The 25,439-nt window shown below is 37.4% G+C and carries 10 protein-coding genes; 6 read left to right on the top strand and 4 right to left on the bottom strand.

The genetic code is table 11. The features are described 5' to 3' along the window. Positions 1 to 101: 101 nt before the first annotated feature. The gene (locus J7604_RS16435) at positions 102 to 1,970 is read right to left on the bottom strand and encodes a T9SS type A sorting domain-containing protein (protein WP_293897682.1); all 1,869 of its coding nucleotides are present in this window, start codon (positions 1,968 to 1,970) and stop codon (positions 102 to 104) included. Positions 1,971 to 2,429: 459 nt separating this feature from the next. Between J7604_RS16435 and J7604_RS16430 the strand changes: the two genes are divergently transcribed. Further along, entirely contained in the window at positions 2,430 to 3,389 is a 960-nt protein-coding gene (locus J7604_RS16430) for an ADP-ribosylglycohydrolase family protein (RefSeq protein ID WP_293897679.1), read from the top strand. A gap of 14 nt (positions 3,390 to 3,403) precedes the next feature. Here J7604_RS16430 and J7604_RS16425 read toward each other — a convergent pair whose 3' ends face one another. The 3 genes from J7604_RS16425 to J7604_RS16415 form a co-directional block, all read right to left on the bottom strand. Then, positions 3,404 to 3,628 carry a hypothetical protein gene (locus J7604_RS16425; protein ID WP_293897676.1) on the bottom strand — a complete coding sequence of 75 codons (225 nt, stop codon included), beginning with the start codon at positions 3,626 to 3,628 and terminating at the stop codon, positions 3,404 to 3,406. Between the two features lie 90 nt (positions 3,629 to 3,718). Beyond that, positions 3,719 to 5,602 carry a glycoside hydrolase family 97 protein gene (locus J7604_RS16420; protein ID WP_293897673.1) on the bottom strand — a complete coding sequence of 628 codons (1,884 nt, stop codon included), beginning with the start codon at positions 5,600 to 5,602 and terminating at the stop codon, positions 3,719 to 3,721. Positions 5,603 to 5,637: 35 nt separating this feature from the next. Continuing rightward, positions 5,638 to 7,212: a hypothetical protein gene (locus J7604_RS16415; RefSeq protein ID WP_293897669.1), complete on the bottom strand. Its 1,575-nt coding sequence runs from the start codon at positions 7,210 to 7,212 to the stop codon at positions 5,638 to 5,640. A gap of 219 nt (positions 7,213 to 7,431) precedes the next feature. Here J7604_RS16415 and J7604_RS16410 point away from each other — a divergent pair, with 219 nt between their 5' ends. From J7604_RS16410 to J7604_RS16390, 5 genes are all read left to right on the top strand, one after another. After that, positions 7,432 to 7,725: a hypothetical protein gene (locus tag J7604_RS16410; RefSeq protein WP_293897666.1), complete on the top strand. Its 294-nt coding sequence runs from the start codon at positions 7,432 to 7,434 to the stop codon at positions 7,723 to 7,725. Between the two features lie 31 nt (positions 7,726 to 7,756). Further along, a complete protein-coding gene (locus tag J7604_RS16405) occupies positions 7,757 to 8,788 on the top strand; it encodes a type IX secretion system membrane protein PorP/SprF (RefSeq protein WP_293897663.1) in 1,032 nt (343 codons plus the stop codon). 27 nt (positions 8,789 to 8,815) lie between these two features. Further along, the gene (locus tag J7604_RS16400; RefSeq protein WP_293897660.1) at positions 8,816 to 10,438 is read left to right on the top strand and encodes a hypothetical protein; all 1,623 of its coding nucleotides are present in this window, start codon (positions 8,816 to 8,818) and stop codon (positions 10,436 to 10,438) included. A gap of 52 nt (positions 10,439 to 10,490) precedes the next feature. Then, positions 10,491 to 12,113 carry a hypothetical protein gene (locus J7604_RS16395; RefSeq protein WP_293897657.1) on the top strand — a complete coding sequence of 541 codons (1,623 nt, stop codon included), beginning with the start codon at positions 10,491 to 10,493 and terminating at the stop codon, positions 12,111 to 12,113. 285 nt (positions 12,114 to 12,398) lie between these two features. Continuing rightward, positions 12,399 to 25,280, top strand: a complete 12,882-nt coding sequence (locus J7604_RS16390) for a gliding motility-associated C-terminal domain-containing protein (protein WP_293897654.1) — start codon at positions 12,399 to 12,401, stop codon at positions 25,278 to 25,280. Positions 25,281 to 25,439 lie beyond the last annotated feature (159 nt).

Genomic DNA, 25,439 nt, shown 5'->3' with positions numbered 1-25,439 from the left:
GGACCAGAAAAAATTTAAGGTGAACTGATTGTATTCTAAAAAAATACGCCCCAACATAACCAGATGTTATGATGGGGCGTATTTTATTTTTTTTAAATTTACTATTCTATTACAAGCTTCTGTGTCCAGGTACCTTTACCATTTGAAAACTTTAGATAGTATATACCTGAATTAAGATCTGATATATCTAATGTCTTTTGCAATTGAAGCCCGATATCAATCTTACGAACTAAAGATCCATTTGTTTTTAATAAATCTGCAGATAGATATCCTACCTCATTGGTACTTTCAATTGTTAAAGAATCATCAGCAGGATTAGGATAAAATTTAACAGAGGCCTTTAATAAAGAGCTATTTATTCCTGATGTGACTGAAGTAAAATCTGCCTTTATTACAATGGGAGATCCTGTTAATGTTATTGTATTAGCGGTAAGAGCTTGTCCTTTATTAGTAGAAGAATAGTCCCAGCTATAAATCATAGATCCAGCTGCAGGAGTACCAGGAAGTGTATATTGAACAGAAGCAGTTTCATTCCTGTCCAGAGTTGTTTTCGCCCACAGCACATAATAAGTTTCATTACCTTTTGTAAATGCAGCTCCATCTGCTCCTGATGCAGATAGGTTGAGTGCAAGTGTTTTATCCGGATCATAAACACTTCCATGTATAAGCCATGTAAGCGACTTAGTTGCAACTCCGGCAGGAGTAATTTTGGCTGTTGCAGGTGTTGCAGTGTTAAGGTTATAAAACATTCCCATTAAATCCATTCCTTGCTTTGGTGAAGTACTAGCAGACTCATCAGTATCATCTCCAAGCTTATAAGTATATAGTTGCACGATATTATTCATCTGAGCTTTTACAAATGCTTTTACAACAAAATTGCGTTGTGCCTCAGGAGATCCTATCCAAGTTGCATCTGTATAAGTCTTTCTTGGAATATTGGTTTCAGTGATAATCCATATTTTCTCAGGATATGTAGTTCCATTATATCCAAACTTATCAAGAACATTATTGAGCTTTTCTTTTTGATCCAACATTGCCTGAACAGCTTTATCAGAATGTCTGAAGTAATCAAAATCACCTTTAGAATTGTTCCATGTTCTTTGGTTGTATTGTGGATAGGAATGATAACTTAATACATCGAAATAAGCACCGCCTTTTAACGGATATTCTGTTGAAACTTTTCCTTCATCAGGATTATCTGTTACTCTGAGCATAGCATCTAAAAAACCTGCATATCCAATACCACCTGTAGTCACATATAGATTGGGCTTTAACGCCTTTACAACTTCATAGGTAATTCTTAACAAACGCACATACTGAGGTATCGAAGCATTCAAATTGGGCAAGTCACAAGGATTAGGATCATTATCAAACCAGTTACCTGTCTCCCCTTTATTCTTATCACCAAGACCGCTATAGGTAAAATCAGGTTCATTCCATACCTCTACAAATCTGATATAATCACCATATGTCTGAATAACTTTATATACAAAATTTGCATAATAGTTATTCTCGTTAATAGGAGTTTTATTAGGATCACTGGCATCCCATATCGGAAGATACATGTTCTTAAACACCTGACTATTCAAAGTCTTCGTTCCACATGTGATAGTTTCGGTAGATTGATGAGATGCTAAAATATCACCATCAAGAAACAAAGTAATATCATGCATTTTTTTGTTCTCAACATAATATTTGAATTCGCTAAGTCTCACATTTATTCCATAGTCTTCAACAAACTTATCATTAAGCTTTGGACGCATGGAGTATAAGCCAGCCTTTTCCATTAAGTCAGATAACAATTTGTCTGTAGGTGCATTATTATTAAATCCGCTATAATAACCCGGGTTTGTACCATATGCAAAAATTCCTGAATATGGTTCAACAACATCATTGGCGGTAAATGTCGGTTTCTGGGCATAAGTTGTGATTGAAAAAATCACAAATATCCATCGTAGAGTTTTAATCATGCAATAATAGATTTAGAAAGAAAAACTAATTCAACTTAATAATCAGAGGAATAAATACAAAAGTGGTAAGGACCAATATTATAAATCCTTTGTAGAGAGCTTGATACGCCGCTTACATAATCTTAGTTACCTTCAATTTACGCAAGAATGCAATCAATTCTAACATTTGTCTGATTTTCTGGAACTTATAATTTTATAATTTTAATAGTGATTTTGCGGATAGTATCATCACCATTATTCTATCTGATTACAAGTTGTTTATTTTTTCCATCATCTCAAAACTTTTAACGTAAAGATTTTCAATACAATACATTAGACTTCAATTACACATTTGGTATTAATAGATTCGCGCTCTTTTTGGGTTATAACCAAATATCTCAAACACAGTTTCATATAAGATTCATAGGATCAATGGATTAATAATTCTGAAAATTGATATAAGCCCAACTTGTTATATTTATGAATACAAAAGGATTCGCTAAAGACATTCTCTTTGGAATCGCTGTGGGAGAAGCGCTTGGAGTACCATTTGAATCATTGGGAAGAATTGATATGTTTAAAAACCCTGCTTCTGATATGGTTGGTTTTAAAGCATATAACCAACCTCCTGGAACATGGTCACATAGTAGTGCTCTTACATTTTGCCTCGCAGAATCCATAGCTAATGGTTATGATCTGGAAACAACAGCTACAAATTTTATAGGGTGGAAAAATGCATCTTTCAAGAGCGCGAAAGGGTATATTTTTAATAATAACAATACAACCGTTAAAGCCATATCCAGACTGGAAAAGATAATAAATCAAAGTAAGGAAGGAAATCAAACTTTATTCTCTTATGCTTCTGGCATTGACAATAGTAATGGTTCTTTAATGAGAATTCTTCCTTTGCTATATGTGATAAAAGAGAAAAATATTAAAACTCAATTTGATATCATTTGGAGCAACTCATCACTTACTCATAACCATATCAGGGCTGCTATGTGTTGTATGATTTATTTAAAAGTGGCAGAATACATTTTAAATGGTCATGAAAAATCAGATGCATATTATCAGGCAAGGCTTGATATAAAGGAACTTTGGGATGTTATATGCTTTGACAAAAATGAGACAAGATACTTTGAAAGGATAATTCAATCTGATATCACTAATTGTTCTATAGTAAATTTAAGATCAGGAGAATATGTCATAGAATCACTGGAAACATCACTATGGTGTTTATTAAAGACTGATTCATACAAAGAAGCTGTGCTCAAATCAATAAATCTTGGCAACAATACAAGCTCTAATGGAGCCATCACAGGAGGACTGGCTGGTCTATATTATGGTTATAAATCTATTCCTGAAAACTGGATTGAAAAACTGACAAAAAGAAAATATATTCAGGATCTTGCAAACCGACTAGACTTCGTGTACTCATAAATCATTGGAAAAAGCTATTTCTGTTGTGTGAGACTTTTCAATTCATTTTGCAGTGAATCATTTGCAGCTCGCAGTAAATGATTTTCTTCTGTTAGATTTTTAATCACACTAAATGAAGTGTTACGGCTACTATCTTTTTCTTTCTTACATTCTTCCAATTTTAAATGCTCCGTTACTGCGTAAGCAAAGACACCAAGCACTGCAAAAATGATGATTACCAAAAGTGAATTCTTTTTCATGACTTTCTAATTTATTTCAAATGTATTTTAATTTTATCAAACCCAAAATTAAAAGTTAAGTTACATTCAATTTGGTTAAACATTCAGAATTTAATCATTATCCATTATATTCAGAACACCTGCCATCCCTCCACCTGGCGCCATCCATATTATAAAAGTTTTTTCAATTAAGTATGTTCCCTCTTCGACTTCCAGCTTTTCCTGATATACTTTGGACTCTGGTATATCTTTATATAAAATGTAACTGAATGTTTTTTCTCCCAATACAGATAAATCTATTTCTACAAATCGCTCCTCCTCATTTGTCATGGCCCCTATGAACCATTGATTTCCTTTTCTTCTCGCTAATACAATGTATTGTCCAACCTCCCCTTTCAGAAACTTTGTTTCATCCCAAGATGCAGGTACAATCTTTAAAAACTCTGATCCTGGCTGCCCATAATACGCATCAGGATAATCGCATAGACTTTGTAAACCACTTTCATATACAACATACATCGCAAGCTGACTGCACCTTGTCCCTATAGCCATTGGCTCTTGCCAATCCGGTCTATGTTTTTCCAAAGATACATTACGAAATGCACCAGGTGTAAAATCCATAGGACCTGCAAGCATTCTTGTATATGGTATTGTTACATGATGAGAAGGCATAGTACTAGCCCATTTATTATACTCCATTCCTCTAACACCTTCATATGTAAGTAAGTTAGGATAAGTTCTAGATAAGCCGGTTGGTTTATGGGCTCCGTGCATATCAAGGAGCAAAAGATTCTCTGCTGCAAATTCCGTAACTTCAACATAAAAACGAACCATCTCCTGATCATCTCTATCCATATAATCCATTTTTATTCCTTTAATTCCCCATTGTCTGAATAGTGGAAATGCTTCATGCATTTGTCTTTTTATACAATTCCAATTGAGCCACAAAAGAATGCCTACATTTCTTTCTTTTCCATATTTTATAATTTCATGAAGATTGAGTTCGGGAATGAATTTTGTAATATCTGCTTCTATATCATCATGACTGCCGTACCAGCCGGCGTCTATAAGTATATATTCAAGGTTAAAAGAACTGGCAAAATCTATATAATACTTGAAGGTATCGGTATTCATCCCCCCCGATATTCCTTCCTTTTTAACCACCGCATTCGACCACCAGTCCCAGGCATATTTTCCAGGATGTATCCACTCTTCAGCATTAGTAATTTTAGAAGGATGATTTAAATGGTTCAGTAGATTTGACTCTATTAATTTACCAGCATGATCTCCAGTCATCACAGCTCTCCAGGGAGTTTGAAATGGACCACTTTTTCTTACAGCTATAAGGTCATCAGAACGACGAGACAATACATTATACATAGATTTGGTCTCAATATCCCATTTCAGATAACTTCCGGCATAATCTATGAGAGCTGCTTCTGTAATTGCAAAAGCAAGGTGTTCATTGTGAGTTAAAAATGGTAAGGCTATTAAACGTTCAGGTATCAATTCAGAAATAGTCTGCTTATGATACAACTCCTCATAATTGGTGGCAAACGAATTAAGATACATTGGCCACAAGGTAACATCTGAATCAATCAGAGAATAGTGGTTGTTCTCGTTAATTATATGAAGTTCATAATTTTCACTTTCAGAAAACTTATAATAGAAAGCTAATCCTTCATTATATGCCCTTACAATTATATCAATATGATACCTGCTTCCTGAACGATCCTGACAATGCAAGATGATTTGATTATATATTGCTATCGCTTTACTGGATTTTCCTGAAAAAAGATTATAATTCTCCCTCGATGACACACGTTCAGCACTTCTGATTTTTAGATGCTCCCCAATTTTTCCTTCAGTTGTATCAAAGCCTCGAAGACTGCATTTAAGAAAATTTTTTCTTTGATATGCGCATAAGAGAATTACCCCAGTTTGTGATTCCTCAATATTTATACTTAAACGCGCATCGGGAGATTCTAACTTCATATCAGGTTATATTGGATTTAGTATATTATAATACTTTACTCAAGCTTTAAAACTCCAAACATAAAAGTTTCAGCTCTTGTATTGTTTTTATACACTACAAATTCAGATTCATTTTTTTTAATTATTTCAGAAATTTTAATCAATCCTATTTCATCGGTAAAATCAACAACAACCCTTTTCTCATTACTCTGCTCATCAATTGTACAAACCACAGTAATAGCATAGTTGGAATTTTTAAAATGAGCCTTTTTATTCTCTCCAGGAATATTTTTATTATCATCTGAAAATACTAATCTGATCTTGCCATCTTTGACAGATTTAACATATGAACAATATGGAATAAGACTATCTTTTCCATCTTGCTTTTTTCTGACCACAACATGACGTTTAATTTTCCCCTCTTTGTCCAATTCAATTATGAGTATATCTCTGTAATATATAGTATACCCCGCAGCACCAACAAAAAATGGCCCTGCTCCATTACTTGAAAAATTTGCAAAAGTACCGTAGCTACTATTTGAAATTTCTTCTGAGAAGATATAGCACTTGCCATCGTCAGTTACAGATATATCCTGTAACAGAAAATCAGCAGAGATTACATAACTATCTTTTTTATCTTCAACATCAATAAATTCAGGCCCAAAATCAATGTTTGCAATTTTAAGTTTAAATGGTTCTAAAGAATTAACCCTTCCATAAAAAACTCCTGACTGCTTATCTACTATTGTTACTGTCTTCCACTCCCCTGATCCTGTTATAATCTTATCGCTATAGAATCCCGTGATAATTAAATCATCTCCCTGAGATGACATTTTAATTTGTTTGATTGCTTTTGACTCAGCCACTATTTTAGTTTGTTGTACAGCCCCCTTCATAAGTGAAAATAACTGATACTCAAACTCCTTTTTTGAACTGGTCTCGGTATTATCTTTTCCCGATTTATTCTTAACAAGTAAATGCCAGTTATCAAACCTATCTATTTCACATTTAAGTATCGAGTACGATTCCGATGGCAAGTCTAATTTTACTTTATTGGTAACTTCTACTTGAAGGTTTTTATTCAAAACGAAGGTATAGAAGAAGGAATAATTTTTTCTTGCTTTTGAATTCTGATTATGAATAAAAAGTTTATCATTCTTTTTAATTATGACTAACTCTGCAGGATCCTTTCCCTCAATTGTAAGTCGCCCTAATACGTTATATGGATTAGTTACTCCGGACGGAGATAATGGAGTAAAAAGATATATTTGTTCTCCGCCTTTTACACAGGAAGAGAACAAAAGCTCTTTCCCTGCAAAACTGACAATACCTTCACGCCTCACTTTTGAACCCTCATAATCAGGAAGTGGTAATGCAATTGTATATTTCAGGTTAAATGCCAGGTCAAATTTTTCAAGATTTATTTCTTTCTTTAAAGTATAAAAATCAGAATAAGGTCCTCCGCCATAGCCTTTTACAGCATAAATTCCTTGATCTGTCAAAGTCTCAGGATCTCTGAGCATTCCGTTTATAGGTTCTTGCTCCATTTTCCCCCATAAAACTTTTTGGCCGTATAAATAAGATTGTGAAAAAGTAATTAATACAAGAAGTAAAATAATTTGACGATTCATAAAGTTTTGAAAATATTTCAAAACTAAGAAGTAATCCATAAAATCCACAACAAAGCCTCACTTCTGTGTACAAAAATATTTCTATTTTTTCATCCTTTTACAATAAACCCACGTATAAATTCGATGAAGACAAATTCCGGAATTATGAGGAAAATTTATACTCTTTTAATTTTAATTGCCTTGACTCTTTCGTCCTGTATCACAGGGGGAAAAAACAAAATGAGTCATAAAAAAGCATCTTCTTCGGGTGCCGTAGCTTCCGAGAGTAAAAAATCATCTAACAAAAAAGTAAAAGCTAATTACCGATCTAACAAATATCATCCGAGTGCAGCAACCTACGAAAAGGTTGAAGACCCTACACTCCGTGCGCATAAAGATTTAAAGGAATCCAGGAAATATAAGAAATATGAGGCTAAGAGAAAAAACTCTCAGGCCCAATACCTGAATACTTTGAATAAAACCAATAAATACAAGGATTCCAAAGTAAACAGTGGGAAGTTCAGTTTTTATTAACAGATTAACTTGAATGAATAAATTTTACAATATGAAAAATAAGTTAACAGTCAGCGGGATTTTGCTGTGCCTCTTATTTTTTACATATACGGGGGTGTTGGCTCAGGACATTCAATTTAGTCAGTTTTATAATGTACCCCTGTTTATAAGCCCGGCATTTGCAGGAAGTGTGCATCAACCGAGAGCAACGATCCACCAAAGATTACAGTGGCCAAAGCTCGACGGAAAATACATTACATCATTTGCTTCATTCGACACTTACTCACCAAAATACAATAGTGGATTTGGTGTTTATGCATTAAAAGACTGGCAAGGATCCAATACGATCAGCTCTACTGAAATAGGATTTCAATATAGCTATGAGTTACACATCAACAGTCAGCTTGTCTTCAGACCTGGTTTGCAACTTGCGATGATTTCGAGGTATATAGACTATGCAGATCTGAGATTTCCTATTCAGTTTAATGATGAGCAGGGATTCTTTGACCCAAATAACAACTATGCAGGTGTTCCAAGAAAATCATTTGCTGACATATCTGCAGGTGGGGTATTTTATTCTAAAAACCTGTGGTTAGGTTTTTCAACACATCACATCAACACTCCTAATCAAAGTTTTTATGGAGATATAAGCAGATTACCGGCTAAATTTGCTGTGTTGGGAGGTTATAAATTTCTCTTCAGCAATGATAAGAAAAAATATTACACAGATGAGGACAATGAAATAAGTCTTACTCCTACATTCAATTATAAATCTCAAGGTAAATCTGATCAGTTCGATCTTGGTCTTTACGGAGTTTATAATCAGTTTCTAGCAGGTGGATGGTACAGAGGTATACCATTTAAAAGGTATGAACACCGGTTCCAGAATAATGAGTCAGTTGTAATATTTCTTGGATTTAAAACAGCTGTCGGACTAAAGTTCGGTTATAGTTATGACTTTACAGTTTCTAAACTGGCCATAGCAAGAACCGGTGGATCCCATGAGTTTAATCTTACTTATGTATTCACCAAAAAATTAAAGAAGAAAAAACCGATGCGTCGTATGCCATGCCCAAGTTTCTAATCCTTGGGCATATTTATTTATTCTCAAATGAAATTCAGTTTCGATTTTAAAGTGCTTTTCCTTCTTGGTTGTTTTGTTAGCTATCTATCTACTGGTTTAGCACAAAAAAATCAGCCAATTGTTTCAGGAAAAGACTTACAACCACTGGAACACCAGGCCAGCAATTATTTTTCATTGGAGAAATATAGTCTGGCAGAGTCTTTATACTATAAATTGGATTCCCTTAAGCCAAACACTCCGGACTACGGCTATAAACTTGGAGTCTGCTATATCTATAACAACAAGGAAGATAAAGCTCTTCCTATATTTGAAGCTGGGTTAAAAAAAGCTACATTATATCCCAAAGCTATACTCTATTACGCTGCTAGAGCATATCATCTCAATCATAAATTTGATGAAGCCATAAAATATTATGAGCGTTATAAAGGGTTTGTAAATAAAGAAGGTGACAAAAACAAAGTTACTATCATTGCTAACCTCAACAGGCAAATTGAGATGTGCAGGAACGGAAAAGAGCTGATTAAAGCTCCACTTCCATTGGAAGTTTTTAATCTTGGACCCGATATTAATTCGCCATATCCTGATTATGGCCCGGTTGTGACAGCTGACGAAGAGCAGGTTATATTCACTTCTAACAGACCAAATACTACTGGAGGACAAAAAACTGATGATGGCATTTTTTATGAAGATATTTACATTTCCCAAAAGACCTCAAATGGATGGACTTCTGCTGTGCAGATGGCAGAACTGAATACTTCTGGACATGATGCGAGCAAAGGCATTAATCCAAATGGTGAAAAGATGATTATATACCGATATGGAAAAGATAAGCTTTTATCTTCTGCATCGGGAGATTTATATTTATCCGAACATAAAAATGGCCAATGGCAAAAAGCAGAACGAATGGCAGACAATATCAATTCTCCCGGATGGGAGCCTTCTGCAAGTCTGCCAGACGATGACAGGATAATTTATTTTGTGAGCAATCGCCAAGGTGGTTTTGGAGGAACAGATATTTACAGCATAAAGAAACTTCCAAATGGTGAATGGGCTGAACCATGGAATCTTGGCCCTGTGATTAATACACCCTATGATGAAGATTCTCCATTTATTTCTCCTGATGGTAAAACATTGTATTTCAGCTCTACAGGTCATCGTTCTATGGGTGGTTATGATATTTTTATAACCAGATTTGATGATACCAAAAAGCAATGGACTTCCCCGGAAAATGTTGGCTATCCTATAAGCACTGCTCAGGACGACCTTTATTTCAGCTGGTCTGCCGATGGAACCAGAATATATTTCTCAAGTGTAAGGCCAGGAGGATATGGTGACAAGGATATTTATTACGCATCAATTAAAAAAAATAACAATAATATTCTGATTTTAAAGGGTAAAATCTTAGATGCAAAGGATCAAAAACCGTTAGAAGCTTTAATCAGAATTAGTGACCCTGAAACCAACGAAATAATTACCAACGTAACCACCAATAGTACTACCGGCAAATATATTGCTGTATTGCATACTGGAAAAAAATATAGAATTTCATTTGAATCAATTAATTTTCAGATAATTACCGAAAATATTGATTTATCCGGATCAAATAATTCAACAGAACTCGAAAAAAATATAATACTTGAAAAGTATTAAGTTAAATATGTTAATTTTAAGGTATTAAAAAAAAACCATCGGAATTTAAGCAATGAAGTGCCGAAAATACATTCTGGGATTAAGCATTTATTTATTTTTATTGGTCCCCTTTATTACCAACGGTCAATATAACCATGTTGGAGAAGAATATAAAGAAGTTGAAGCGCATGCAAAAGAACTGATGATAAATGAACAGTTTTATCTTGCTCTTCCCATTTATCATTATCTTGATAGTCTGCTTCCCAATAACCCTAAATACATTTATCCGTTAGGAGTTTGTTATCTGAACAAAGTTGAAGAGGCAAAAGCACTTAGCTATTTTGAGAAATGTCTGAAAGAACCATCTAAATATCCGGACAGACTTTACTATTATACCGGAAAAGCATATCATTTACAGTTGGAATTTGATAAAGCACTTACCAATTATGAAACCTATAAATCACTTTTGGTAGCTGCAAAGAAAAAAAGCAATAAGGCTCTTTTGAAAGAGGTCTATAGAGATATTGAGATGTGCCACAACGGTAAAGAACTTATAGCTAAGCCCCTTGATATTAAAATTACTAATCTTGGAAGTTCTATCAACTCTCCTTTTCCTGAGCACGGACCTATTTTATCTGCTGATGAAAGTGTATTGATTTTCACTTCCGGAAGACCAACCACTACAGGTGGAAATATTGACAAAATAGACGGTCAGTATTTTGAAGATATCTATATTTCTCATAAAACAGATACAGGCTGGAGTGCTCCTGTAAGCATTGGCGACAGCATCAATACAGCAGATCACGATGCAAGTATTTCATTATCAGCCGATGGGCAAAAACTTTTACTATATAAATCTGAAAAGGAATATTTTGGTTTAAGCTCACAGGGAAACCTTTATGTAAGTGAATTAAAGGGGATGCACTGGACAAAACCAGTAGTATTGCCATCTCAAATCTGCACCAAAAATTGGGAGCCAAGTGCAAGTGTTTCCTCTGATGAAAAGTTTATGATTTTCTCTAGCAACCGTCCCGGAGGATTTGGAGGTCTGGACTTATACATCGTTAAAAAACTTCCCAACGGCCAATGGGCTCTCCCCATGAACCTTGGAGGAGTAATCAATTCACCATATGACGAAGACGCACCATTTATTCACCATGATGGTAAAACATTATATTTCAGCTCCAATGGTCATAAAAGTATGGGAGGATTTGACATCTTCATGTCCAAATTTGATTTATCAACCTTTAGCTGGAGTGAACCAGAGAATATTGGTTACCCGATAAGCACTGCTCATGATGATATGCATTTTTCCTGGACCGCAGATGGTAAAAAAATCTATTTCTCTACTACTCGTCCTGAAGGTTTTGGTGACCGTGATATATATTACTCAGAAGTATATAAAGAAGCCGCTAAATTAGTTGTTTTAAAAGGAATCATATCTGACTCTTTAACCTCAAGGCCTTTGGATGCAACTATAAAGGTATTAGATAGCAAGAACAATGAAATTATCGGAATTTTTAATTCTAACAGTTCCACTGGCAAATATATCGTCATCCTTCCTGAAGGAAGAAATTATAATTTCTCAATTACCAGCCAAAACTATAATGTATGTGCTGACGTTTTGAATTTTTCTAATCTTGAAAAATTCGAAGAAATTGAAAAAAATATAAAATTGTGTCCTAAATATAAGTAATTAGGGCACAATTTTTTTTTACATTTTTTTTACTTTTTTTTACTTTTTGTTACTTTTTTTTGACTTTTCTCTCCTCAAAACTATTAGATTAAATAAATATTTTATTAGACAAAACAACTATAGATTTTGATTTCCGTAAAAGGCAGTAATAATTGTGTCGTAATTATCCATACACAATTATTAAAATGATTTAAAAGGATATTGAAGGATCTATAATTTGTCAAACAAAATACTACTAACATGTTTCCGGGAGATTTTAAATCGAACAAATTGATCAAAAAGAGAATGAAATTCTCACTATTGATCTTGTTTTCGTTTATCTTCTTTACTCAGGGTTTTTCAGAGGGTACAAAAGAGATAAGACCTGCATCTACGGATAACGGATATGTTGTACTTGATCCTGGATGGTCGCCATTTGCAACATATGGTTGTCCGACTACCAGCAGATTAAATATACGAATCTGTAACATTGGTGAAAAAGTATATTTCGGTTTTAATCAACCGAATAATGACGTTAAATTTAGAATCAAAGACTCCAGTGGAGTTATTGTAGTCCCCCAGACTAATGTTCCAAATACTGGCTCTGGTTATATTTCTTCATACAATCGTGCAGTAGCAGGACCTTCTGCCATTGTTGGGACTAGCGGATACGACGCTATGTCTTTTACCCCTACAAAAACAGGTGATTACTACATTGAATTTTTACTTCCTAATGGAAATCCAAGAAGAGAATTTGATTTGTTTGATATTACTGTAGCATCTGCTGCCAATACTCCCATAAAAGGAAGAATCTGGTCTCAATCCTGGATGATGTCTACCAAAAGTTTTACCAATGCGTTCAAAGGTTTGATGTATATATATGCAGATGATGGTATTGTTACTTCTCTGAATTTTAACGGAATGCAGCCTTATGTGTTCGTATTGAACGCTAACATGACCGGTACAGGAAATACCGGTAATCCTGATTTAGACAGACAATCAAAAGTAGGTTCATCAACCTATCCTAAATACAAAGTATTTCTTAACGATCCGGATCAATCTTGTTTCCCTACAGGTCAGTTTGGTAAAATTACAGCTCCAACAACAGTTTCAGGTTGCCCACCTACAAACTTTTGTTTAAATGTGTTTGTAGACAAACCCGGTTTTGCCCAAATCTTCCTTGATTTGAATGGAATTCCAGGTCATCAGCCAGGAACAAAAGACCGGGCAATTTCAGCAGTGGTAACCCCTCCTAAAACATGTATACCATGGGATGGAAAAGATGGTTTAGGTAACAGAGTAACGACAGCTGTAACAATCAGAACACGTACAGATTTTTATAATGGGCTTACACACATCCCTTTATATGATGTGGAAGGAAACCCCAATGGGTATATTGTAAATCTTGTAAGACCTGTAACAGGAACACCCATAAAATTATATTGGGATGATAAAAATATTCCCGCAGCTAATGGAAGTCAGAACCTGGCAGGATGTAATAACCCTTGCCATCAATGGACATGGTATGGTTCCGATAATACTTCAAAAGATTATGGAAATAGAAATACAGTCAACACCTGGTGGTATGCGGATTCGACTTCAGATGTTACTGACAATACTGTTCCTCCAGGCATTGTTGTAGATGCTGATACTAGAATTCCAGATGCAAAAGACAATGATTCGACAATTTGCGGATCTGTTGGTGCTTATACTCTTAGTGGTCTTGTGCAAAATGCTGGTGGAGGTATGTGGACCACAACAGGCACAGGAACATTTTCCGATGTAACAAATATGAACGGAACCTATACTCCTTCTGCAGCAGATAAAGCGGCAGGATTAGTGAGAATTATTCTAGTTTCTACAGGTAATGGTGCCTGTCCATCTATAAGAGATACTCTGACACTTAGGTTTCAGGCAATTCCTTCAGTTATAGCAGGACCTGCAGTTACAGTATGTTCCAATAACCCTCAGGTTGCTTTGAATGGTTCGGTGCAAAATGCTACAGGAGTAATTTGGAGCAGCTCAGGAACTGGTACTTTCACACCTGCAGCCACAAATCTGGTAGCGACTTATATTCCATCACCGGCGGATATTGCATCAGGAAATGTTTCTTTAACACTTACTTCTACTGGTAATGGTGTATGTCCTGCAACGCAAAGTGTTACAAAAATTGTAACAATTGAGCAAGCCCCAACTGTAAATGCAGGACCTGACCAAACGATATGTGCCGGTGGAACCGCTACTTTAGCTGCGAGCGCTACAAATTACACAACTATAACTTGGTCTGGAGGAAAAGGTACATTTTCACCAAATAATTCCAGCTTAAATGCTGTTTATACACCACACAGCTCAGAAAAGTCAGGTTCAATAACACTTACACTTACCGCAACTAAAGTTGGTTGTGCTACTGTTACTGATCAAGTAAATGTGATCATTCAACCTGCACTTACTGTAAATGCAGGTGCAGATATTTCTGTGTGTAAAAACAACCCGACTGCAAATCTTTCGGGTACTTCCACCAATGCAACAACCTATACATGGTCAGGAGGCGCTGGTACATTTTCAAATGCAAATGCATTAACAACTACATATACCTCACCAACTTCTGAAACCAATGCTGGTCCGGTAACATTAACACTTACCGCTTCAAAACCAGGATGTCCATCTGTTTCAGACCAAGTTCAGGTATCATTCACTCCATCACCAATTTCAACACCTGGTTCGGGAAGTACAGTTTGTGCTAACAATCCAAACGTTACACTTAACGGATCTGTAACTGGAGCTACTGGTGGTAAATGGACTGGTGGTTGTGGAACATTTATACCAAATGATGCTACGTTAAATGCTACTTATATTCCATGTGCCAATGAAGTGTCAATTGGTTTGATTTCTCTTACACTTACCACAACTGGTAATGGAACTTGTAATGCCGTTTCTAATTCAACTCTAATACTTGTCGAGCCATCTCCTGTAGCCAATGCAGGATCTGACAAATCGGTTTGTGAAAACAAACCAGATATTGCTTTGGCAGGTACTACTACAGACGCTACATCTTCATCGTGGTCAGGCGGATCTGGTTTATACCAACCAAGTGCTACTGATTTAAATATTACTTATATTCCAACTCCGAATGAAATTGCTTCAGGATCTGTAATATTGACTCTAACTGCTAATAGAGCATCATGTAATTCACACTCAGATCAGGTCACTATCAATTTTACACCTGCACCAGTGGTAAATGCTGGGCCGGATCAATCTGTTTGCGCTAACAACGTCGTTATTAACCTAAATGGTACAGCTACTAATGCAAATGGAACAATCTGGTCTGGGGGAGCAGGAACTTTCACACCAAATGCTTCTACATTAAATGCCAAATATACCCCTACTGCAGGTGAAATTGCTTCAGGATCTGTAACTCTTACTTTAAAATCAACACTTAATGGAAACTGTAATGAAGTTGAGGATCAGGTAGTAATAACTATAACCAAAACTCCAACCATTGATGCTGGTACAAATCAGACAGTTTGTGCTAACAATCCTGCGGTAAATCTTAGTGGAAAAGTTACTATTGCAGCTGGAGGTACATGGACTGGGGGAAGTGGAACTATAACACCGAATATAGATTCATTAAATATAAGATATGTACCATCTGCAGCTGAAATAGCAGCTGGAACAGCAACACTTACATTTACTACAAGAGGAAATGGTAATTGTCTTCCGGTTTCTGATCAGGTTTCTGTAAGCATCACCCCTGCTCCTACTGCAAATGCAGGAGCAGACAAATCTGTTTGTGCAGATAGTCCTGCAATTTCTTTGACAGGCTCTGTAACTGTTGCAACTGGTGGTACTTGGTCAGGTGGAATGGGAACATTTACACCTAACAATTCTACTTTGACTACAACCTATCAGCCCACTGTTTCTGAAATTAATTCCGGTTCCGTTACTCTTACTTTAACAACCTCAGGAAATGGAATTTGTAATCCAGTGTCAGATCAGATCATAATATCAATAGCACCTGCTCCAACAGTAAATGCTGGAGCAGACCAAATCTTATGCGGAGCTGTATCTTCAGTTACACTATCTGGTAATGTAACAGGATCAACAGGTGGGGTATGGACAACATCCGGAACTGGAACATTTTCTCCGAATGCAAACACGCTTAATGCGAGTTATGCTCCTTCTACAGCAGATAAAACTGCAGGAAATGTAACATTAACATTAACTACGACAGGTAATGGCCTATGCCAAGCAATTAAAGATCAGGTTGTACTTTCCTTTACAACCGTTCCGACTGTAAATGCGGGACCAGACCAGGTAGTGTGTGCTAATGACCTTCCTATAAAATTAGCAGGTTCAGGATCAGCAGCAAATTGGACAGGAGGAAGCGGAACATTTACGCCAAATGCTAATACTTCGAATGGTACATATATGCCTTCTGCATCAGAAATAACCACTGGTACAGTTACGCTAACTCTTACTACAATAGCAAGTGGTGCATGTCCTGTAGTTTCTGATCAGGTTAAATTTACAATTCCACCTGCTCCTACCGCCAATGCGGGAGCTGACTTTGTAATGTGCGGAAATTTAACGAATTACAAACTTAACGGAACAATAAACAATGCTGCGACGGGAGGTTTCTGGACAACTACCGGAACTGGCTCATTCACTCCTAACGCTTCAACATTAAGTGCAACTTATACACCATCCACTGCTGATAGAACTGCAGGTTCGGTATATTTAATATTATCCACTACAGGAACAGGGATTTGTTCAACTACCAGAGATACAATGCAGTTGACAATATCACCAACTGTAACCGTAAATGCAGGTCCTGACCAAACCCTTTGTGCAAGTCTTACAGGAATTCAGTTAAATGGTACTGCAAATAATGCAACAGGAATTACCTGGACTACATCTGGAACTGGTTCATTTACGCCAAACGCAACAACATTGCTGGCAACATATACTCCGTCATCCGCGGATACTGCAGCCAAATCAGTTACATTAACAATTACTTCTGCCAGCACACCTACTTGTGCTTCAGTTACTGATAATGTAACAATCCAATTTACACCTGCTCCAGTAATAAAAGCAGGACCAGATCAGACTCTCTGCGCGAATGTTCCATCGGTACAATTAGCAGGTTATAAAGCGAATACCACAGGCGCTAGTTGGAGTACATCAGGCAGTGGAACCTTCTCTCCTTCTTTTACAGCATTGAATGCTTCATATATACCATCTGAAGCTGATAAAGGTACTGCTGTTACATTAACACTTAGCAGTACAGGAAGTGGAATTTGTAACGGAACATCTGATCAAGTTATTATAAACCTGAATCCAACGCCTACTGTAAATGCAGGTCAGGATCAGACAGTTTGTGCTGATACTGCAGCAATCAACCTAAACGGTGCAATCACAGTTGCATCTGGTAGCCTCTGGACTTCAGATGGAACGGGTTCATTTGCGAATTCGAATTCGCCTATTACAACTTATATTCCTTCAGCAGCAGATATAAGCAAGGGAATAGTAGCATTTACTCTAACTACCAATGCAGCAGGTGCTTGTTCACCGGTATCAGATATAGTTGCGGTAATCATCACTCCTGCTCCGACAGTTAATGCAGGTACCAACAGAAATGTATGTGCTAATAATGCAACGCTTACCCTTAATGGATCTGTAACTGTAGCATCTGGAGGAATCTGGTCCGGAGGAACTGGAATATTCATCGCGAATAGTTCGGCTCTGAATGCTACCTATAATCTTTCTGCTTCTGAAATTAACAATGGCAGTGTAACACTTACATTAACAACTACCGGAAACGGACTATGTAAAGCCAAAACCAGCCAGATGACTATTTCTGTAGGGGCATCTCCAACAGTTAATGCTGGTCCAGATCAGACTATTTGTGAAGACCTTATGGGAGTTACACTTGCAGGTTCATTTACCGGAACCAGTCTGGCAGGCGTTGAATGGACAAGTTCAGGAAGTGGCGCTTTCTTCCCTAACCAGGTCACTCCAACTGCGACATATGTTCCTTCAGTATCTGACAGAGCGTCAGGAAAAGTAAGGTTATTATTAACTACAACAGGAAACGGAAATTGTAATGCTGTTGTCGATACAATGAATATTACAATCACACCAGCACCTACTGTTAATGCAGGAGCCGATAAAATTGTGTGCGGAAACAATGCTGAAATTAGCCTTTATGGAACAGTATCTGTTGCGACCGGAGGATACTGGAGATCAAGCGGAACAGGAACCTTTACTCCTGATACAGTTTCTTTAAATGCATCATACATACCTTCTCCATTAGATATTTCAGGAGGAACCGTTACTCTTACATTAATTTCTTCAGGAAACGGTTTATGTAAACCAGTTAGCGATCAACTGGCTGTTACTATCACACCTGCACCTACTGTTAATGCAGGAGCTGACAGAACCGTATGTGCAAATAATTCTAAGATTTCACTAAATGGTGTTGTTACGGTTGCTACCGGAGCAACATGGACTACCACTGGAAGTGGATCATTTTCACCTGATCCAAACAGTCTGATTGCAACATACACTCCTTCTGTAGCCGATAATACTGCTGGTTCTGTGAAACTTATTCTTTCTTCAACCGGCAACGGCGATTGTAATGCTGTTTCAGATACAGTCAATATAACTATTACACCTGCTCCTACTATTGAAGCCGGAACGAATCAGACTATCTGTGCCAGTGGTACAGGTGCACCTCTGAACGGAACAATATCAGTTGCAAGTGGCGGTTCATGGAAAACTTCAGGATCAGGAACTTTCAGTCCGAATGCATTTAGCACTGTTGCTACTTATGTACCTTCCGCTAATGATACCATCAGTGGAAAAGTGACATTGACACTTACTACAACAGGTAATGGAAATTGTACTCCTGTTTCTGATAGTCTTATTGTAACCATTCAAAAAACTCCAATAATAAATGCAGGGCCTGATGAAACGATTTGTGCTGACAAAGAATTCCTTCAGCAGTCAGGTAGTGTTGTAAATGCAACTGGCGCAACATGGAGTACAAGCGGAAGTGGAACCTTCACTCCTGATGACAATACACTCAATGCGATTTATAACCCTTCAGTTGCAGATCTTTCTGGAACTTCGCTGGTACTTACATTAACTTCAACTGGTAATGGTGCATGTCCACCTGCATCAGATCAGAAAATATATACTATCAATCCAGTACCGACAGTAAATGCGGGAGCCGATCAGTCGCTTTGTGCTAATAACTCTAACGTTGTTTTAAGTGGAGTTAAAACTATTGCTACAGGCGTTATGTGGACAAGCTCTGGAGATGGAACATTCTCACCAGGAAATACATCACTTTCAGCAACCTATATTCCATCTGCGGATGACATTGCTGGAGGTTCAGTTGCAATAACACTTACAACAACAGGAAACGGAGCTTGTAACGCTACTTCAGATCAGTTGAATGTAACTTTAACTCCTGCTCCGACAATAACAGCAGGACCTGATCAAACTGTTTGTGCTAACAATGCAAATATACAGCTTAGTGGTGACTATACAGTCGCTACAGGTGGAATATGGACTACATCAGGAACAGGTACTTTCTCACCTTCTGTAAATGATAAAAATGCAATTTACAAACCATCTGCTCAGGATAAAACCAGCGGAAATGTAACACTTACATTTACCTCAACAGGGAATGGGAATTGTTCAGTTGTAACAGATAACATGACTGTTACTATAACTCCTGCTCCAACTGTAAATGTTGGTCCTACTATCAACATTTGTGCAACTACAACAGGAGTTCCATTAAATGGAGTCATAACAACAGGTGCTACTGGCGGAATTTGGGCAACAGGATCAGGAGATGGTACATTTAGTCCTTCAAACACAGATTTGAATGCGACATTTATGCCTTCTGCAAATCAGATTGCTAATGGCAAGGCTAACCTGACACTTACAACCACTGGATTCGGCAACTGTAAATCAGTATCAGCTAATCTTGTAATTAATATTTCTCCACTTGCAGTGGTAAATGCAGGACCTGATGTACAGGTTTGTGCCGGAGCTCCAGGAATAGCACTTTCCGGAACAGTAAAGAAAGCTACAGGTGGAACTTGGTCTACTTCAGGAACTGGAACATTTGTTCCGGATCCTACTGCATTGAATGCAACTTACGTGCCTTCAGCTGCTGAAAATGTAAACGGAAGTACTGTTCAGTTAACACTTACTTCAACAGGTAATGGTTTCTGTACTCCTGTTACTGATGACATGACCATAAGCTTTAAAATTACTCCAGTAGATGCAGGGCCGGATCAGCAATTCTGTTCAAATATGTTACCAGTACAATTAAATGGTTCTGGTAATGGAACCTGGTCAGGCGGCTTGGGTACATTCTCAGATTCTACTTCCTTGAGTGCGACATATACACCAACTGCAGCTGAAATAGGTACAAAAGTACAGTTGATATTAACCGGAGCAGCCTTAGGATCTTGTATAGCGGGTAAAGATACCATGGTAATTGATTTATTACGCGGACCGTCAATAGACGTAGGAACTGATCTTTCTATATGTGAAAATAATCCTATAGCAAATATTACCGCAACATATGCAGATGCTGACGGCGTCATCTGGAAAACAGAAGGTAACGGAACATTCTCTAATGCATCTTCTGCATCGACAGTTTACACTGCATCACCTCAAGACATTATAACTGGTGTTATAAGATTATTTGCAACTACAATAAACACCAATATTTGTAGACCTGAAGCTGACACGCTGACACTTACCTTTACTCCTGCTCCAACAGTAGATGCAGGTAGCGATATCACTTCTTGTGCAAATGTGGGTGCTATCAATATTAAAGGTACAGTTACAGGGGCAACTGGAGGTTCTTGGAGTATAGTATCGGGAAGCGGTACTTTTGCAAACGCTGCACTAGTTTCAACTAGCTACACGCCATCCCCTGCCGATATAAGCAATGGAAGTGTTACTCTACGTTTAACATCAAATCCTACAGACAATTGCAGTACTGTTTATGACGACCTTGTAATTAATATCGGCACTGCACCTACTGTAGATGCAGGAAATGATGAAACCATTTGTGCTGATGCTAACCATATTGTATTGAATGGTTCTGTTCAGATTGCATCAGGAGGGCATTGGACTACTTCCGGAACCGGGATATTTAGTCCTAATGACAATACCCTAAATGCTACATACATCCCTTCTGCTGATGATATTAACAACTTAGGAGTAACTCTGACTCTTACAACAACAGGAAATGGTACATGTACTCCTGTGTCAGAAGATAAAGTTGTTACAATTAATCCTGCACCTACTGTAAATGCTGGTCCAAGTCAGACTGTTTGCGCTGACAATACCGCAATTACCTTGTCAGGAAACAGAACTGTGGCACTCGGCTCTATCTGGAGCAGTACAAGCGGTGGTTCTTTCGCTGATCCCAACAGCTTAAATACAACCTATACTCCTACAGCAGCTGAGAAAGCGGCAGGGTCGATAAACCTAACATTAACAACTACCAATAATGGATTGTGCCATGAAGTTTCAAGTACAGTTTCCATCTTGATTACTCCAATACCTGTTGTTAATGCCGGATTGGATCAATCTGCCTGCGTTGATGTTAATTCTTACCAGTTAGCCGGAAAAGTTAAAAATGCTCCGGCAGGTATCTGGACAACATCAGGATCCGGATCATTTGATGATGCAAATGCTCTTAATGCGATATATACACCATCTTCAACTGACAAAACCAACGGTAGTGTGACATTGACATTTGCTTCAGCAGGTAATCCCCTTTGTAATGTAGTAAGTGACCAATTGGTTCTAAGCTTTACTAAAGCACCTACTATCACTGCCGGATTAGATCATTCAATTTGCGCAGACAAAGATACTATCCACATTGCTGGAGCTGTAACTGTAGCTGCTGGTGGAAAATGGAGCAGTAACGGAGATGGTTATTTTGCACCGAGTGCAAATTCATTAGGTACAGTGTATTACCTTGGAGATGCTGATAAAGGACAAACCGCTGTAACACTTTCTATTATCTCAACAGACAATGGAACTTGTAATGCAGTTACTGACAATCTCCAAATAGACATTGCACCGAAACCAGTGGTAAATGCCGGTGCTGATCAGACAATATGCGCAGGTCAGGCTAACGCAATCCTTTCAGCAACAGTACTAAACGCAACTGGAGGTGTTTGGTCTACAACAGGTACCGGTACATTTGCTAATGGAACATCTTTATCCACTACTTATATTCCTTCACCTGCAGATAACGAAGCCGGAGGGATAATACTTACGCTGAATTCCACAGGTAACGGATTGTGTAATGCTGTTTCAGACTTCATTGTAATCAATGTGATCCCTTCTCCATCAGCTATAGTAAATGCAGGAGCAGATATAATTACGTGTAAAGATCTCAGATCTGTAAAATTATCAGGTTATGTATCAAATGCCGGAGGTGGAATATGGTCAACTTCAGGTACTGGAACATTTACTCCTGATATAAATACTCTAAATGCTTCTTATACTCCATCATTGGCAGATAAAGCTACTGGAAATTTTGTATTGACCTTAACAACTGCTAATAACGGCCAATGTAGCGCGGTATCAGATGATATGAGTGTAACTTTGACACCTATTCCTGTTGTTACTGCAGGATCATATCCTGACATATGCGGATTAGCTCAGGCCTCCATCCCATTAAATGGTAATGTAACAATAGCAACCGGTGGTATCTGGAAATCAAGTGGATCTGGTGTATTTGCAGTAGATGCTGCAACACTTACTGCTACTTATTTCCCATCAAAACTTGATATACAAAATGGAGTAGTAGGATTAACATTAACCTCAACAGGTAATGGAACATGTGCTCCAGTAATGCAAACTACTCAGGTAAAAATTATACAACCACCAGTCGTAGATGCAGGAACAGACAAATCCTACTGCTCTGACATTGTAACGCTTGTTTTAAGAGGAACTTCTCAGTTTGATAATGGAGTTACCTGGACAGGTACAGGAACAGGAACATTTAATCCTAATAACAAAGTAACTTCAATCTATTCTCCTACAGATGCGGATAAATCTATAGGAAAGGTAGTGGTAAAATTAACTGCTGCAGGAAAAGGAAGCTGTCCTGCAACTTCAAAAACTTCGGTAATCACTATACTTCCGGCTCCACAAGCAGATGCTGGGCCTGATCAGACAACTTGTAATATATTGAATTCTTATAGTCTGAATGGAATACATAAAAACTCTACAAGCGGGGCATGGTTCACATCGGGTACAGGTTCATTTGACGACTTCAACAAACCGGATGCAATCTATTTCCCATCAGATGCAGATAAAACATCTGGTTCTGTAGACCTAGTATTTATCACAACAGGAAATGGTATATGCAAATTCAGTCAGGATACCATGACGCTTTATGTTGACAAATCTCCTATTGTGAATGCTGGAACAGCTATGATTTGTGCCATAGAGGATGGTTCACAGCTTGCTGGAGATATCAAAAATGCTTCTGGTGGTAAATGGTCTACTTCAGGAACAGGAGTATTTGCAATAAATGCAGCAGACCTGAATGCTAAATACTACCCTACTATGGATGATTTTAATAAGGGACAGGTAGTACTTAAACTTACTTCATTCATCAATGGCGCTTGCCCTGCTGTCTCTGACAGTACTGTGTTGAAAATTGATCCTCTGCCAATTGCAGATGCAGGAAAAGATCAGTTTGTGTGTAGAGGAACCACGATAATCCTTGAAGCTAAAACTAGTCCGGGTATTACTTATGAGTGGAAAAACAAAGCAGGTACTATTATCAGCACTGATCCTGTCTTTAGCATAACTGCTGCAAGTGATTCAGCGATTACTCTGACAGTTAAAGACTATAAAGGATGCCCAGTTTTAGACAGTATCAATGTAGGAGTATTTGATTTCAACAATTCGAAATTTGATATGCTTGATCATTATTGCTACAGTGATACTTTGATCATTCACTCTTTGGCAAGTGGACTACCAGCTGTTCCTGGTCAATATCAGTGGTACAGAGATGGTGTCATTCTAAATAGTGAGAACAAATCTGCCATAGCACCACAAAGCGATGGTTTGTTCAGAGTTGTTTATGAATATGGTAACTGTTCTACTGAAAAGACAACCAATGTAACCAACCCTCCTGCTCTGACAAGACAGCCGGTTCTTGGGTGTATTGGTACTACTTTACCAATTACAATAGTATCTGATGTTAACAATGTTGACTATTCATGGATAACTGGTGAGCAAGGTAGAGACCTAAATTCCATTAATGTTCCGGTTGCAGCAGATACAAACTATTTTAGAGCAACTGTTACGGATATTCTTGGTTGCAATAGTTCTGATAGTGTAATGGTTATCGGTATAGAAAGACCAATTATCAATCTTTCTGATGTGGTGTCATGTGCAGGACAAACAGTAACTTTGGTTGGAACACCTTCAAACATGGATAAATTTGCACCATTTGTTCCTGACTATGCATGGTTTAAAGAAAATAATGACATGCATGTAAATAACGATTCACTTAATGTAACAGAGTCAGCATTATATGTAGTTTCAATAACTTTAGGTCAATGTACAACTAATGATTCTGCTCATGTTCTATTCAATGCATTACCAGTATCACAACTACCTGAATTCACCAAACTTTGTCCTGAATATGGAGCGAAAGTAACACTTGATGCAGGTTACAATGTAAACTACATGTACAAATGGACATCAATAAATCCTGTATCTGACAAAGACACAAGTAAAATTGAAGTACCTACACCTGGAACATATTTTGTACTTATAACAAATAAAGAAAATTGTTCTATAACTGATACAATTCTCGTGAGGGATCTTTGCAACCCTCGTTTGGATGTACCAAACGTGTTCACTCCAGGAAAGCATGAAACTCCTGAAAATGAAACATTCAGAGCATATGGAAAATATGTTGTTAATTACAAAATGATGATTTTCAACAGATGGGGTGAAATAATATTTGAAACAGGAGATAAAGATGAAGCCTGGGATGGATATTATAAAGGACAGTTAATGCCTATCGGAACCTACCCATATATCATCACATATGAAGGGGAAGATCCAGAAAGCAGAGGGCCTTATAAAAAAGAAGGTAAAGTAACATTATTAAAATAGAATTCTTAAACTTTGTAAAAGAAAAGGCTGTCTCAAAAGGGCAGTCTTTTCTTTTATAGTACTGTCATCCTGTAATAAGTTGACACCGAAATCAACAATATGACAAGCCTCACACACCTAAGGCGAAAGCACAGCCAACGAGATTACAGTTTAGCCTTT

The sequence above is a fragment of the Sporocytophaga sp. genome, from assembly GCF_017745095.1.
Lineage (GTDB): Bacteria > Bacteroidota > Bacteroidia > Cytophagales > Cytophagaceae > Sporocytophaga.
The sequence above is the reverse complement of the archived record's forward strand: the minus strand, read 5'-3'. Positions and strand labels throughout refer to the sequence as shown.